Annotated in this window: 17 protein-coding genes; 10 read left to right on the forward strand and 7 right to left on the reverse strand. The window is 55.2% G+C overall.

From position 1 onward, the window contains the following. Positions 1-41: 41 nt before the first annotated feature. On the forward strand, positions 42-1,655 hold the full coding sequence (locus tag QLG12_RS00445; protein ID WP_197871211.1) for an inorganic phosphate transporter: 1,614 nt from the start codon (positions 42-44) through the stop codon (positions 1,653-1,655). 53 nt (positions 1,656-1,708) lie between these two features. Here the strand turns inward: QLG12_RS00445 and QLG12_RS00450 are convergent, their stop codons facing one another. Beyond that, entirely contained in the window at positions 1,709-2,605 is an 897-nt protein-coding gene (locus QLG12_RS00450; RefSeq protein ID WP_282473698.1) for a LysR family transcriptional regulator, read from the reverse strand. 119 nt (positions 2,606-2,724) lie between these two features. Here QLG12_RS00450 and QLG12_RS00455 point away from each other — a divergent pair, with 119 nt between their 5' ends. Continuing rightward, on the forward strand, positions 2,725-3,480 hold the full coding sequence (locus tag QLG12_RS00455) for an SDR family oxidoreductase (protein ID WP_197871207.1): 756 nt from the start codon (positions 2,725-2,727) through the stop codon (positions 3,478-3,480). Between the two features lie 59 nt (positions 3,481-3,539). Here QLG12_RS00455 and QLG12_RS00460 read toward each other — a convergent pair whose 3' ends face one another. Further along, positions 3,540-3,977 carry a multidrug/biocide efflux PACE transporter gene (locus QLG12_RS00460; protein ID WP_282473699.1) on the reverse strand — a complete coding sequence of 146 codons (438 nt, stop codon included), beginning with the start codon at positions 3,975-3,977 and terminating at the stop codon, positions 3,540-3,542. 88 nt (positions 3,978-4,065) lie between these two features. Between QLG12_RS00460 and QLG12_RS00465 the strand changes: the two genes are divergently transcribed. Continuing rightward, positions 4,066-4,920 (forward strand): LysR family transcriptional regulator, encoded by an 855-nt coding sequence (locus QLG12_RS00465; RefSeq protein WP_236194859.1) that lies wholly within the window; start codon positions 4,066-4,068, stop codon positions 4,918-4,920. A 1-nt stretch (position 4,921) separates the two neighbouring features. Here the strand turns inward: QLG12_RS00465 and QLG12_RS00470 are convergent, their stop codons facing one another. Continuing rightward, positions 4,922-5,758, reverse strand: a complete 837-nt coding sequence (locus tag QLG12_RS00470) for a LysR family transcriptional regulator (RefSeq protein ID WP_085745157.1) — start codon at positions 5,756-5,758, stop codon at positions 4,922-4,924. Positions 5,759-5,869: 111 nt separating this feature from the next. Here QLG12_RS00470 and QLG12_RS00475 point away from each other — a divergent pair, with 111 nt between their 5' ends. After that, positions 5,870-6,595 (forward strand): SDR family oxidoreductase, encoded by a 726-nt coding sequence (locus QLG12_RS00475; RefSeq protein ID WP_197871201.1) that lies wholly within the window; start codon positions 5,870-5,872, stop codon positions 6,593-6,595. 146 nt (positions 6,596-6,741) lie between these two features. Here QLG12_RS00475 and QLG12_RS00480 read toward each other — a convergent pair whose 3' ends face one another. From QLG12_RS00480 to QLG12_RS00490, 3 genes are read right to left on the reverse strand one after another with little or no spacing between them, the layout of a single operon-like run. Beyond that, a complete protein-coding gene (locus QLG12_RS00480; RefSeq protein ID WP_282473700.1) occupies positions 6,742-7,971 on the reverse strand; it encodes an RNA polymerase sigma factor in 1,230 nt (409 codons plus the stop codon). Beyond that, entirely contained in the window at positions 7,964-8,308 is a 345-nt protein-coding gene (locus QLG12_RS00485; protein WP_007951101.1) for a YciI family protein, read from the reverse strand. Before QLG12_RS00485 ends, QLG12_RS00480 begins: the two co-directional genes overlap by 8 nt. Positions 8,309-8,348: 40 nt before the next feature. Beyond that, on the reverse strand, positions 8,349-8,774 hold the full coding sequence (locus QLG12_RS00490) for a nuclear transport factor 2 family protein (RefSeq protein ID WP_282473701.1): 426 nt from the start codon (positions 8,772-8,774) through the stop codon (positions 8,349-8,351). A gap of 141 nt (positions 8,775-8,915) precedes the next feature. Between QLG12_RS00490 and QLG12_RS00495 the strand changes: the two genes are divergently transcribed. The 3 genes from QLG12_RS00495 to QLG12_RS00505 all read left to right on the forward strand — a co-directional run bounded on the left by QLG12_RS00495 (position 8,916) and on the right by QLG12_RS00505 (position 11,303). Beyond that, positions 8,916-9,401, forward strand: coding sequence for a GNAT family N-acetyltransferase (locus QLG12_RS00495; RefSeq protein WP_085745160.1), 486 nt, complete (start codon positions 8,916-8,918; stop codon positions 9,399-9,401). A 17-nt stretch (positions 9,402-9,418) separates the two neighbouring features. Further along, complete coding sequence (locus QLG12_RS00500; protein ID WP_197870480.1) at positions 9,419-10,024, forward strand: pyridoxamine 5'-phosphate oxidase family protein; 606 nt, start codon at positions 9,419-9,421, stop codon at positions 10,022-10,024. 220 nt (positions 10,025-10,244) lie between these two features. Continuing rightward, the gene (locus QLG12_RS00505) at positions 10,245-11,303 is read left to right on the forward strand and encodes a hypothetical protein (protein ID WP_282473702.1); all 1,059 of its coding nucleotides are present in this window, start codon (positions 10,245-10,247) and stop codon (positions 11,301-11,303) included. Positions 11,304-11,426: 123 nt separating this feature from the next. On the opposite strand, the gene QLG12_RS00510 is transcribed toward QLG12_RS00505, so the two are convergent. Further along, positions 11,427-11,708 carry a hypothetical protein gene (locus QLG12_RS00510; RefSeq protein WP_232253899.1) on the reverse strand — a complete coding sequence of 94 codons (282 nt, stop codon included), beginning with the start codon at positions 11,706-11,708 and terminating at the stop codon, positions 11,427-11,429. Between the two features lie 337 nt (positions 11,709-12,045). On the opposite strand from QLG12_RS00510, the gene QLG12_RS00515 reads away from it, so the two are divergent. From QLG12_RS00515 to QLG12_RS00525, 3 genes are all read left to right on the forward strand, one after another. Then, positions 12,046-12,666, forward strand: coding sequence for an MATE family efflux transporter (locus tag QLG12_RS00515; RefSeq protein WP_232253898.1), 621 nt, complete (start codon positions 12,046-12,048; stop codon positions 12,664-12,666). A 77-nt stretch (positions 12,667-12,743) separates the two neighbouring features. Continuing rightward, a complete protein-coding gene (locus QLG12_RS00520) occupies positions 12,744-13,796 on the forward strand; it encodes a hypothetical protein (protein ID WP_282473703.1) in 1,053 nt (350 codons plus the stop codon). Continuing rightward, positions 13,793-14,629 (forward strand): inositol monophosphatase family protein, encoded by an 837-nt coding sequence (locus tag QLG12_RS00525; protein ID WP_282473704.1) that lies wholly within the window; start codon positions 13,793-13,795, stop codon positions 14,627-14,629. Before QLG12_RS00520 ends, QLG12_RS00525 begins: the two co-directional genes overlap by 4 nt. The last annotated feature ends 15 nt before the right edge of the window (positions 14,630-14,644 follow it).

The raw sequence follows: 14,644 nt of genomic DNA on the forward strand, positions 1-14,644 counted from the left end.
TCATGGGCGACACTCCTTCCCCCGTTCAGGATTGTCCGCCCATGGCTACTCCCTCCCTGACCGCCAGCCTGGCCTCCACTGCCAGTGGCAGGCCGGCGCTCGACAAAAAAACCGGCCCCTTTACTTACGTGGTGTTCTTCGCCGTGCTGGCCATGGGGATGCTGTTCACCGCCTACAGTCTGATGCACGACATGCACGAACTCGGCACGGTGGTCACCACCTGGACGCCGTTCCTGCTGCTCGGCGTGGCGCTATTGATTGCACTGGGTTTTGAGTTCGTCAACGGTTTCCACGACACCGCCAACGCCGTGGCCACGGTGATCTACACCCACTCGCTACCACCGAATGTGGCCGTGGTGTGGTCGGGATTCTTCAACTTCCTCGGGGTACTGCTTTCGAGCGGTGCGGTAGCGTTCGGCATCATCGCCCTGCTGCCGGTGGAACTGATTCTGCAAGTGGGTTCGTCCGCCGGTTTCGCGATGATCTTCGCCCTGCTGATCGCGGCGATCCTGTGGAACCTCGGCACCTGGTGGCTGGGCCTGCCGGCCTCGTCGTCGCACACGCTGATCGGTTCGATCATCGGCGTCGGCGTGGCCAACGCGTTGATGCATGGTCGCGACGGCACCAGCGGTGTGGACTGGGCCCAGGCGACCAAGATCGGTTACGCCCTGCTGCTGTCGCCGCTGGTGGGTTTCGGTTGTGCAGCGCTGTTGCTGCTGGCGTTGCGCGCGTTCGTGAAGAACCGCTCGCTGTACAAGGCACCGGAAGGCAATACCCCGCCGCCGTGGTGGATTCGTGGTTTGCTGATCCTGACCTGCACCGGCGTGTCCTTCGCTCACGGTTCCAACGACGGCCAGAAAGGCATGGGCCTGATCATGCTGATTCTGGTCGGCACTCTGCCGATGGCTTATGCACTGAATCGCACCATGCCGGAAGAACAGTCGCTGCAATTCGCCGCCGTCGCCCAAGTGACCCAGCAAGCGCTGGTGAAAAGTGCGCCACTGCCGACACCGGCCGATCCACGCGCCGTGCTCTCGGATTACATGCGCAGCAAGCAAGCCACGCCGCAACTGATCCCTGCCCTCGCCTCCCTGACCGGACACATCGGTGAAGAAGTCAAAGGCTACGGCTCGCTGGCGAAAGTCCCGGCCGAGGCCATGGGCAACGTGCGTAACGACATGTACCTGGCCAGCGAAACCATTCGCCTGATGGAGAAGAACAAGGTCGGCAGCTTCGACGCCGACACCAGCGGCAAGCTGCAACTGTTCAAGCAACAGATCGACAACGCCACGCGGTTCATTCCGCTGTGGGTGAAGATCGCCGTGGCGATTGCCTTGGGTCTGGGCACCATGGTCGGCTGGAAGCGGATCGTGGTCACGGTCGGCGAGAAGATCGGCAAGACCCACCTGACCTACGCCCAGGGTGCGTCGGCGGAAACCGTGGCCATGCTGACCATCGGCGCCGCCGACATGTTCGGCCTGCCGGTGTCGACCACCCATGTGTTGTCCTCGGGCGTGGCCGGGACCATGGTCGCCAACGGTGGCGGTTTGCAGATGAAGACCATCCGCAATCTGCTGATGGCGTGGGTGCTGACCTTGCCGGCGGCGATTGTGCTGTCGGGCAGTCTGTATTGGTTGTTTACCCAGATCTTCTGATCCAGCGGAATCCCTGTGAGAGCCCTTGCTCCCACAGGGGGTTGCGGCAGTAATCACAGCGTTGAGCGAATCAAATCCCCCAGCCAATCCATGAACACCCGCACCCGCAAAGGCAAATGCCGTTGCCGGGCGTACAGCAGTGAAATGCCCATCGCCGGCGCGGTGTATTGCGGCAGCACGGTGACGATCTCGCCGCTGTCCAGATAGGTGTTCATGCCGGTACGCGGCACCTGAATCAGACCAAACCCGCCAAGGCATGCCGACTCGTAGGCATCGGTGCTGTTGACCGTCACACTGCCGGCCATCGGCAGCCGGTGGATCTGTCCGTCCTGCTCGTAAACAAACCCTTCCGAACGTGAACCCAGCACACCGACGTAATGCACCAGCCGATGCTGCCCCAGATCCTCAAGCGTTTGCGGCACACCGTAGCGCTCCAGATACGCGGGGCTGGCGCAGTTGATCATGCTGAAATCCCCCAGGTGCCGCGCCACCACCGACTGATCGGGCTGCGCGCCGATGCGCACCACGCAATCGAAACCTTCGGCGAGCAGGTCGACCCGGCGATCGGTGCTGCTGATTTCCAGTTCCAGGTTCGGATGACGGGCCATGAATTCCGGCAGCTTGGGCATGATCAGCCGCCGCGCCAGAATGTTCGGCATGTCGACCCGGATCCGCCCGGTCAGCGACGCTTCGTCCTGACGGAACAGGTTCTCGATTTCGTCCATGTGCGACAGCAGATCCTTGCTGCGCTCGTAGAGCGCGACGCCGTCCTGAGTGGCCTGCACCCGGCGCGTGGTGCGTTGCAGCAGGCGCGTGCCGAGCAGGCTTTCCAGCGCCTGCACCTGTTCAGACACCGTCGAACGCGGCAGCCCCAAACTCTCCCCCGCCATCGTAAAACTCGACAATTCGCTGACCCGGACGAAGGTGCGCAGCAGTTCCAGTTTGTTCATGGGCCACCCATTAATTGTTCGGACAATCCGACCAGTGATTCCGGTTTCAGTCTGTTTATCACCTCATGGCGGATAAATAAACTTTGCCCATCAACCGTCACCGCCATCGAGGAAGACCCATGAACCGCAAAATCGCATTGATCACCGGTGCCAGCCGTGGCCTCGGCAAGAACGCCGCCCTGCACCTCGCCGCGCAAGGCGTGGACATCATCGGCACCTACAACAGCCGCGCCGATGAAGCCCAGGCGCTGGTACAGGAACTGGAAGCACTCGGCGCCAACGCCGTGATGCTGCAACTGGATGTCGGGCGCAGCGAAGGCTTTGCCGAGTTCGCCGGGCGGGTCGAGCAGGCACTGCAACAGCTCGGACAGCCGCGCTTCGATTTCCTGATCAACAACGCCGGGATTGGCGTGCATGCCTCCTTCGCCGACACCACGCCTGCGCAGTTCGACCTGCTGATGAACGTGCAGTTGAAAGGGCCGTTCTTCCTGACTCAGCAACTGCTGCCGCTGATCAACGATGGCGGGCGAATCATCAACATTTCCAGCGGTCTGGCCCGTTTCACCCTGCCGGGTTATGCCGCTTACGCGGCGATGAAAGGCGCGATGGAAGTGCTGACCCGTTATCAGGCCAAGGAGCTGGGCGCGCGGCAGATAGCCGTGAATATTCTGGCACCGGGCGCCATCGAAACCGACTTCGGCGGCGGCGCGGTGCGCGACAACTCGGCGCTGAACGCCATGGTCGCCAGCAACACCGCCCTGGGCCGTGCCGGGCAGCCGGATGACATTGGCGGCGCGCTGGCGTTGTTGCTGTCGCCGGGGGCACAGTGGATCAACGGACAGCGGATTGAAGCGTCGGGCGGGATGTTTCTCTAAGCCCGAACAAAGTCCGGACAAAAAAATCGCAGCCCTCACAGGCTGCGATTTTTTTGTTTTCAGCTCTGGCAAGCGTTGCGCATCACCAGTCGCTCGCGCACCACGTCATAAGCCCAGTGGTAGATGTAGGTGTACGGCAGGAAGAACAGCAGCACGCCGATGTCGAGCAGGAACGCCTGCCACAGGCTGACCGACAACCACCAGGCAATCAGCGGCACGCCCATCACGATCAACCCGCCCTCGAACAGCAACGCGTGCGCCACCCGCACCCAGGCGTTGTGGGCGATGTTCCAGCGCTTGAGCATCCGGTCGAAGAAGCCGTTGAATACCACGTTCCAGCCCAGGGCGAGCAGTGCAATGGCGATAGTGACGGCGCCCATTTCCACCAGCGGTTTGCCCATGATCCACGCCAGCAACGGGGTACAGATCAGAATCGCCAGCAGTTCGAAACCGATGGCCTGCAAGATACGTTCAGTGATGGATTTGTTGGCAGTCATGGCCGAAGTCCTCTGTGAAGATGGTTGCCATGATCCAGCACCGAACCGATACTTCATAACCAATAACCATCGATCAAGGCGATAGTTCATGGCATCTCAGGAAGTGTTGCTGGCATTTGTCCAGGCAGCGACTCAAGGCTCTTTCTCGGCGGCGGCGCGCAAACTCGGGCGCAGTCAGTCGACGGTGAGCGCTGCGGTGGCGAGTCTTGAGATCGATCTGGACCTGGTGCTGTTCGACCGCAGCAGCCGCAAACCGACCCTGACCCCGGCCGGGCACGTGATGCTGCAACGGGCCGAGGCGATTCTGGCGGCCACCAGCCGCCTGGAAATGACCGCCCGGCAATTGGCTCAGGGCGTCGAGCCGAAACTCACGGTGGCGATTTCCGACACTTATCAGTCCGACCGTTTCGAAGCGGCACTGGTGGGCTTCGAACAACGTTATCCGGACCTGGAGCTGGAATGCCTGATCGCCGAATGCGATGACCTGGTCGAACTGGTGCAGCGCGGTCGGGCGCATCTGGCGTTCGCCGAGATGCAGGACAACTACCCGCCGGATCTGGCGAGCGCGACCGTCGCCGAACGCACTGAAATCGCCCTGTTCGTCGGTCGTGGACATGCGTTGGCGACTCAGGAATCCATCGATCAAACAGTCCTTGAACAACATCGCGAGCTACGCCTTGCCACCATCGTCAATCCCTATGACAGTCGCGGCAAAGGCCGGGTGTGGTCGGCGCCGAGTTATCTGATGCTGCTGGAAATGGCCGAAAAAGGTTTCGGCTGGGCGCCGCTGCCGCGCTGGCTGGTGGAGCGTTTCGGCAATGACTTGCTGGTGGAACTGAAGGTGCGCGGCTGGCCGAAACCGGTGTTCGTCGATGCGCTGTGGTCGCGGCTGTACCCGCCGGGGCCGGCGGGGAGCTGGTTGCTGAGCAAGATGCTGGAATAGCTCAGGCGGCTTCGATGGCTGCCGGGCGATTGACCTGAAAATACGCGTGCAACCCGCGCATCGTCGGCAACTCCAGCGCTTGCGCCGCGTAACACAATCCCACTCGCCGGGTCGGCGCCGGCAGGTGCAGCGCACGCACGACGATGCGCTCATGCCCGCTGACCAGCGACTGCGGCAACATGGCCACACCGACACCTGCCGCCACCATGTGCAACGCCTGTTGCAGTGAACCGGCATGCCCCGCCACCGCTTCCGGCGAACGTCCGTACAGCGCCATCAAGCGCTGATGGGACGGATGCTGCGGGCAGGTGATCCAGTCCTCGATCGGCGCCCAGCCCGCTTGCGCGTTGGCCATCGGATGATCGAGGGGCAGCGCCATCACATAGGATTCTTCCCACAGCGGCAGGAACAGTTCGTCTTCGCAGCACATTTCCTCGACGGCCAATCGACCATCGCCATGGCAGCCCTCCTCCAGGGTCAGCAGCAGATTGGGCAACGCCTGATGGGCCATGCGCACAAAGGCTTCGATGTGGCTGGCGGCGATGTCGCCCTCGATGCCGAGGGTCAGCGGCGCACGGTTTTCGCGGCCGCGAAACATCCGGCTCAGTGCCTCTGACTCGGCCACCATCCGTCGTGCCTGCGGGTAGAGAAGACGCGCTTCGTCGCTGACCTCCACACCACGGGGCTGACGTACGAACAGCGTCGCACCGAGTTCTTCTTCCAGCTGTTTGATGGTCACCGACAACGTGGGCTGACTGATGAACAGCCGTTGCGCGGCAGCGGTGATGTTGCGTTCCTCGAACACCGCGAGGAAGGCTTTGAGATGGCGGATATCCATAGGAAATTCCGATAGCAGACAGAGGAATAAGGCATTTTTCAGCCTCCAATGGGCTAAATATACTGCGGCCTGAATCTGGTTATTTGTTTTTCTTATCTCAGGAGTTCAACCATGAGCAAGCCATTGATCATCATCACCGGCGCCAGCTCGGGCATCGGCGAAGCCACCGCCCGCCGCTTGAGCGCGGCCGGCCATCCGCTGCTGTTGCTGGCCCGGCGCATCGAACGCCTGGAAGCACTGGCACTGCCGAACACCCTCAGCCGCCGCGTCGACATCACCGACCGCGCCGCGTTGTTGGCCGCTGTGGCCGAGGCGGAAGCGCAGTTCGGCCCGGCCGATGCGCTGATCAACAACGCCGGGGTGATGCTGCTGGGCGAGATGAGCAAGCAGGACCCGGCGCAGTGGGACCAGATGCTCGACGTCAACGTGAAGGGTCTGCTCAACGGCGTGCACGCGGTGGTCGCCGGGATGATCGAGCGCAAGCATGGCACCATCATCAACGTCAGCTCGGTGGCCGGGCGCAAGACGTTCCCGAACCATGTGGCGTATGTCGGCACCAAGTTTGCGGTGCATGGATTGTCGGAAAACCTGCGTGAAGAGCTGTCGCCGCATAACGTGCGGGTGACCACGATTGCGCCGGGGGCGGTGGAGACCGAGTTGCTGAGCCACACCACGGATGAGGCGATCAAGACCGGGTATCAGGCGTGGAAGCAGGACATGGGCGGCACGGTGTTGAATGCCGAGGATGTGGCGACGGCGATTGCCTATGCGTATGGGCAGCCGCAGGGGGTTTGTATTCGCGAGATTGTGATGGCGGCTACGCGCCAGCAGGCTTGATCACTAGTCGCCAGCCTTACTGGCCCCATCGCTGGCAAGCCAGCTCCCACGGTATCTTCGCCGTGCACCATATTTGTGTGCGCTGCTAAACCTGTGGGAGCTGGCTTGCCAGCGATGGGGCCAATATTGCCAACGACCCGTTCGGGTCACTCCAACTCCCTAAGCCGCCCCTCGATAAACCGCCGCTCCGGCTCCTGCCGAGTCAATTCCAAGGCTCGCCGGTAAGCCGCCCGCGCCTCTTCAACCCGCCCCAACTGCCGACAAAACTCCGCCCGCGCCGAATGCGCCAGGTGGTAATCCTGCAACTCCCCGCGCTCCAGAATCCCCTCGATCAAGGTCAACCCCGCCAGCGCCCCGTCACGCTTGGCGACCGCCACCGCCCGGTTCAACTCGATCACCGGCGACGGCACCGCCCGCAGCAACACGTCATACAGCCCGACGATCTGTTCCCAGTCCGTCTCCCCCGCCGTTGGCGCTTCGGCATGCACCGCCGCAATCGCTGCCTGCAGGCAGTACGGCCCGAAGCGTCCGGTGGTCAGCGCCCGCTCCACCAGGTCGCAGCCTTCGGCAATCAGCTCGGCATTCCACAATCCGCGATCCTGATCATCCAGCAGAATCAGTTCACCGCTTGGGGTCGAGCGCGCCGACCGCCGCGATTCATGCAGCAGCATCAACGCCAGCAACCCCATGACCTCCGGATCCGGCAACAACTCCAGCAACAACCGCCCGAGACGAATCGCCTCACGAGTCAAATCCTCGCGGGTCACCTGGGCGCCGCCGGATGCCGAATAGCCTTCGTTGAACACCAGATAAATCACCCGCAACACGCTGTCGAGGCGCTCGGGCAATTCGCTGAGGGCTGGAACTTGATAAGGGATTTTCGCATCGCGAATCTTCGCCTTGGCGCGCACGATGCGCTGGGCAATCGCCGCCGGGGCCGAGAGGAACGCCCGGGCGATTTCCTCGGTGGTGAGGTCGCAGACTTCACGCAGGGTCAGCGGCACTTGCGCATCCGCCGCCAGCGCCGGGTGGCAGCAGGTGAAGATCAGGCGCAGGCGATCGTCTTCCACGTCTTCGGCGTCCCATTCGGACTGTTCCAGTTCTTCCAGTTGCGCCAGCAATAGCGGCTGCGAGGCCTTGAACCGTGCGCGACGGCGCAACACGTCGATCGCCTTGAAGCGCCCGGTGGACACCAGCCAGGTTCGCGGATTGTCCGGCACACCGTCGCGCTGCCAGCGCTCGACCGCGACGAAGAACGCCTCGTGCAAGGCTTCTTCGGCGAGGTCGAAATCGCCGAGCAGGCGGATCAGGGTCGCGAGGATCCGCCGCGAGTCTTCGCGATAGACCTGCTCGACCCGCGCCCTGACCTCAGACATTCAACTGCCGCACGGGACGCACTTCGACACTGCCGACCCTGGCCGCCGGAATGTTGCCGGCGACCTGGATCGCTTCGTTGAGGTCCCGCGCATCGATCAGGTAGAAGCCGGCCAACTGTTCCTTGGTCTCGGCGAACGGGCCGTCGGTGATCGACAGCTTGCCGTTGCGCATGCGCACCGTGGTGGCGGTCTGCACCGACTCCAGTGCTTCGGCGGCGACCATCCGGCCACTGCCCTGGATCGACTCGGCGTAGGCCCAGCATTCGGCGTCCTCCGGGCTGTCGGGTGACGAATGCAGCAGGCGTTCATCGCTGTAGACCAGGCATAAATACTTCATGGCGTTCTCCTGAATCGGACGGATCAACTATGGCTGAAGATCAGGGTTTCGCATCGAACAGGGTCGAGCCAGTCATCGGATCGAACGGCGCTGACCAGTGCTCGTGGGCAATTTTCCAGACCCCGCCGACCAGCCGGTAGCAGGCGGTGGCGCGCATCCAGCAACTCTGGGTTTCACCCTGTTCATTGGTGCCGCCGCAGTTGGCGACCCAGTGGGCGAAGGCGATGTTGTCGCCAGTCTCGATGGCGATTTCGTGGAACTCGAAAACGTGCGGGCCGGGGCACATTTCCATGCAGGCGATCCAGTGGGCGCGGTAGGCCTCCTTGCCCTTGAATTGCAGGGCCTTGATCGCATCGAACGAGAGGATGTCGTCGGCGTACAGCGCCATGACTTTCTCGACGTCCTTGGTCATGACGGCTTCTCGGTAGGTGTTGATTAGGATCTGGATATCGCTTTGTGCGCTCATGGTGTTCTCCGTGGTTTTTGTTGTGAAGACACCCTTGGTCGTTTGGCGATTGGCCGGATCGACAGCTGAAACAAAAAAATTCCGGAGAAGACAAAATCGCTAGAATCCGAGGCTCATCTTTGTAGGAAAAAGGAAATTCCCGTGTCAGCCAAACTCGTGCCATACGAGAGCCTTAACGCCTTGCAGCGTCAGCAAGTCGAAGCGATTGAAATCCACGCCGAGCAGATCAAGTTCTCCGGCGATATCCACGGCGCCCTGCACACACTGCTGTCGAAACCCGGCCCTGGCGTGAAGGGTTTTGCCCTGCTGGCTGAAGATGAGCCGGTGGCGTTCCTGCTGCTCAAGCGCCCGCCGGTTCTGCCGGAATGGGCCGATGAACACAGCGCCACCCTGCATGCCTTGCAGGTCGATCACCGCGCACAAGGCAAAGGTTACGGCAAGGCTTGCCTGCTGGCGTTGCCGGAAGTTGCGCGCCAGGCCTGGCCGGAAATCAAAGGACTGGAACTGTCGGTGGACGCCGACAATGACGCCGCGATTGCGCTGTACGCCAAGTACGGCTTCGTCGACAGCGGCGAAGCGTACAAGGGCCGTATCGGTTACGAGCGGCGGATGGGATTGTTCTTCTAATTGTCGGGGGAGCAACGATGATCGATTCAATCGAAGCGCTGGAAGCCATCTACGGCTTGCCCCACGAACGGGCGGTGCGCAAACAGATCGGTTTTCTCAACGAGGACTATCAGGCGATGGTCCGGGTCTCGCCGCTGGTGATTGTCAGCTCGGTCGGCGCCGATGGCATCGACGGTTCTCCGCGCGGCGATGCGCCAGGGTTTGTGCGGATCATTGACGAGCGCACGCTTGCCCTGCCGGATCGTCCGGGCAACAACCGCATCGATACCTTGCGCAACGTGTTGCACGATCCGCGGGTATCGCTGCTGTTCATTATTCCGGGGATCGGCGAGACGTTGCGGGTCAACGGCACGGCGACCATCAGCGCTGACCCCGAGTTACTGGAAAGCTTCGCGGTGAACGGCAAACCGGCGCGCACGGTGTTGCTGGTGGCGGTGGAGGCGGCGTTCTTTCATTGCTCGAAAGCGTTCGTGCGTTCGGATGCGTGGAATCCGCAAACTCATCTGCCACGCTCGGCGCTGCCGACGGCGGGTGCGTTTCACAAGCGGCTGAATGATGGGCAGTTTGATGCCGAGGCTTATGATCGCGAGGCCCCGATCAGAGTGCGCGATAGTCTCTATTAAGAAAACATCTTAGCCAAAGCTCCTACAGATTCTGTGGAAACCATCTGTAGGAGCTAACTTATATAAAAAGATTTTTCCTTCACCAAAATCACTTCGCCCTTCAATAACTTGTAGGGCTCTTCTGATTTTGGATCCAAATATTGACGGAAGACCCAAGTAAAAACTAGGGTTTCCTCATGAGCGAGGTTTACAGAAAATTCAAGCACACGGGACATATAAAATGGAAACCTTAATAAAAATTTCAAAATCCTCAATTTCGGAGAATAACGTAACAATATTGGATGGAAAATTATCATTACCAAAAAGCTATTTACTCGATAAGGCATACTTGGAGCACACAAGCACACTGATTGTTTCAGGTTCTTTAATTGAGGGGATCGGAACAATTCATTCTGATATCGACTGCATCGTCATTTGCGAAAAACGTCCGAAAGCGAAAAACATGGAACACATCGGACATGCATTCGTTACCGACATTAATTATCGCCACATCACTAAAGATGAAGAAGTCCACAATACAACAGACTTCTACGGTGATACCAGCATTCACATTGATGCCGACTATGTAACATACTCAGAAATAGAAAATATATTTTTCAAAATCGAACAAGCATTTGAAGAAATCGCCTCCGACCAGCGTTTTCTTTACGCTCCTGTTTTGACGAATACAGAAAACAACGTAATCCATAGACTAATAATCGGGCATGCTCTGAATAACGACGAAAAATTCCTTAAACTTAAATCAAGAATTCCCGTGGAGAAACATATTTACTTAGCTCACCGAGAAAAACTTCCAGTATTTTATGCCTTCCAGGATGTTCAAGGCTGCTGGCAATCAGAAAATCTATGGATGGGTTGCGAGATAGCTCGAGACATGATGTTTAAAACTACAATGAGCTTCACCTATCTTACGGGCACAACAAACAAACATTATAAGTGGATATACTCAAACATGTACCGCATCGAAGGATTTGATGAGATCAAGAGCAAATTCTTCGCACTAGCCAGACAAGGTGCCAGCACAAGAGACGAATGCAGATGGTACATTCAAGAAACCCTCAAATATATTGACCTGCTATTTTTAGAAATTGAAAAAATTCTAAACAGCTCAAAAATCTACCCAACTGCAGAACAGTCTCTTGCCGCCCTCGACAATGAATTCAATGAGCGTAAGCAGACCACGCACAAAGTTTCAATGTGCGAATACTATTTCAGAAAAAAATACTTTGCCGCAAAGAACACTCCGACGCTTTTGAGTTTACTGAAAGAGTGGGAATAAAGCGTCTCTACAACGCCATACTTGTTAATTGGTGCTTCTCGCTGGCGGCCCGATTATGGAAATTTACAAAATAGCAATTCCGCTCATATTCTCTAGATTGGGCGACATGGCAGCTTCACTGATCTACTTTTCCTTCGCTGGCCACTTTATTGTTGACTCACTTGATTCCGCTTCATTCGCCTTGGCATCAATATCGTTTATTACTGTCATCGGTATCGGATTTTTTTCCCCAACACTAATTAAGATAGCAGGATCAAACAACCTAAATACCAACAACATAAAATCCGAAATAACAATATCACTCAGGCTTTCGATTTTATTTGGAGTCCTGCTAATAATTATGATTTCTTTTGCGCACACAATCGCGCTTACGCGAATGACAAACCTAACCAACACGGAAGACATCCGAGCACTGCTGTTAATATCCCTATCAATTCCAGCCATATATCTACAGGTTACAATATTCAATTTTTTTAACGGAGTTCAAAAAACACACTATGAAGTAATCTATACGTGGACATTTAACATTTGCCTCAGTTCCGCCTGCATAATCTTGATTAACACGAACTCGGCAATCACGCTACCTGACTTCATACTCATATATTCTTGCTTACGATGTGCTTTCGCTACTCTCGCACTCTTCTACTTAAACTCTAAAATCCACCTGTACATCAACAACTTTCAAAAAGCCATACAAATACCGAAAGAACAGTATCTCAAGTATATAGCTCGAGGCTTGCCAATGGCCTTATGCTTTGGAGGTGAAAGCTTTCTATTTTTCATCTTATCATTCATTTCGAAAAACTTAGGTGAAAACAATTTATCCGCCTACCAAGCCTCACTACACTTTATAAGCATCATATATATGGTATCAATTGGAATAGGAAATGCGACGGGGCTTATCGCCGCCCGTCACTTTACCAAGAGGGATTTAGGATCACTAAAAAAAACGTATATCCAAGGCCTAAGAGCAGGCCTATTAGCACTAACGCCCTTTTTGCTAGCCAGTGCCCTTTGGAAAGAAAACATTTCAATGACCTATACATCAGATTCAACGATCAGAAAACTAATTGAAACCAATACTCTTTACTCGATTCCGTTTTTAGCTTTTGAGTTCGTCTATGTTTTAACCAGGACGATTTTGAGGAGCATGGACGATTTCTGGGCTCCCACACTTCTAACCATTCTGACGTTGAACATTTTTGGCATTACCCTTTGCGCGATTCTTCTAAACCTTTACCGCAACATACATTCTATATTTATAACCTTAATAATCTGCTCATTCATTCTGATGCTGACAATGTGTTGGCGATTGATATTTTTATTGAAAACACATAGCAGCCAACCAATAGGTAAACCTTAGATACTTGATCACGCCCTTACCAATTGACAACGCAAGTTAAAACACCTAACCGATTGCATTTTCGTGAGACTCCAAACATGAATCATGCCAGCGCGTTACCTTTGCTCTACAACTCGCACTTAAATTCCACAACCATTATTAGCGAGCATCACGCATGGAGAACTTTGACCGGTTTACAGACCAGTGATTATTACGCTTACCGCAAAGCGCTAATGAGCGGGTGCCATCTCCAGAGAGCTTCCTTTGAACTCCGCCACCCGGAAGTCATGGTTTGCGACTTGAGTAACCTCGACCCAATTTATGATGGTATGTCAGACGAAGAGATAATACGAATATGGGAGTACTTAAACTCTAGGACAACCCAATTACAATCATCTGACATTTGCAAGATAAAGGGAGATGGTCTCTCACCAGAACTAGCCGTGTCAGGACCTTCCAAGGCCAAATTATTGGATTTCAAGAGCGCTCTGATTAAAGAAGCACTCGCGACATCCCATCAGCCTTTCCCCTGCGTAAAGCCAAAGAATAGAGGCCTTACAAAAACCAGACTGCTAATAGATACTGATAATGAAACCTTGGATTTCCACAATAAATTCTGCGCTTTCTACAGCAAATACATCTCTCATGAACACTGGGATAGCAGTCTTGCTCTCAATACCAGATACATCTATGACGACCACTCCATCTGGCTAAAAATCAAAAACATATCAAAAAACAAGCTTTTTTTATTATCAGCCGGTCTACCACTTGCACTTGGATATCTGGCAGCTACCAATGATACAGATATATTTTTCTCTGAAATCCATCGCCAAAATGACCCGAGCCTTCTAGCTAGAGATGAAAATTTTTTAGACATATTCCCTCATATAACTTCGTCGAATGATTCATGGCTGGTTATAGACAAGGCCTATACCGGCGGAAGCCTCAGACAAGCGGCGAATATGATCAGAAAGAAACTCGGTTATAACTTCGAAGTTAAAACACTAGCACTTTTCCCCAAAACCTTCAGCGCCTTTATGAGTGCAGACTATGCCGTATACGCAGGAAAACTATTCGACGTAAAAGTCTACGCTTCTAAACTCAATCGGGAAAACTGGCACACGCAATTAATATCTGAGAAATCGCTATGAGAGCACTATTCAAACGCGAATACATTCCAGAACTGGAAGTAAGTCTTTATGAAGCCAGAAAGCAGTTACGGTGCTATTGGGCCGGCACATTGTCCAGTCTTCCAGATTTTAACAAAACCAATGCAGACCAGCATTTCAACCAAACACAATACGACCTAGATTGCCAGAACATACTCTTTAGTTGCCTGTCAAAATCTCGTATCAAAATGACAATTTACTCAGAAGAAAGCACTTCACCAATAAAACTTGGAGACCAAGGTGACCTTTACGCTCTTATTGACCCCCTAGATGGCACACACAATGCGCTTATGGGTTTCCCGAACTACACATCTAGTGTTGCCATCTATCATGGTAATGAGTACGTATTTGGATGGATTTACGACATCTCTAGAGATTTAGTCTATACCGCTTCACTTGGTGAAGGAGCGTATCTTCAGTCCGCAATAATTGTAAAACGGTTAAACACACGAAAAACCGAATCATTAGAACAAATGCGACTTTCATTTCACCGTCCTCGTGGCAGTAAAGAAAGACATAAAATAGAACGGCTTTTATGGTCAGCGGACAAAGTGCGTATTTACTCTTGCTCTTCGTTGGAAATCTGCCTGATTGCTGCTGGGGTTCTTGATGCGTTTATTGATATCGGTTCACCTGGACATGAGAGAAGCTGTGATATTGCGGCGGCAAAAATTATTTTGACAGAGTCAGGCGGAGCATTATTCGATGACAAAGGTCACTTAAGACATTGCTTACCGCCATCCGCAGAAGCTCTCAAGGATAATGGAACATTGATTGCACTATCTTCAGAAAGTCTAATAACAATATTCTTGTAGCGCAATTAACTGGAA

The organism is Pseudomonas sp. V88_4, assembly GCF_029967985.1.
Taxonomy (GTDB): Bacteria; Pseudomonadota; Gammaproteobacteria; order Pseudomonadales; family Pseudomonadaceae; genus Aquipseudomonas; species Aquipseudomonas glycinae.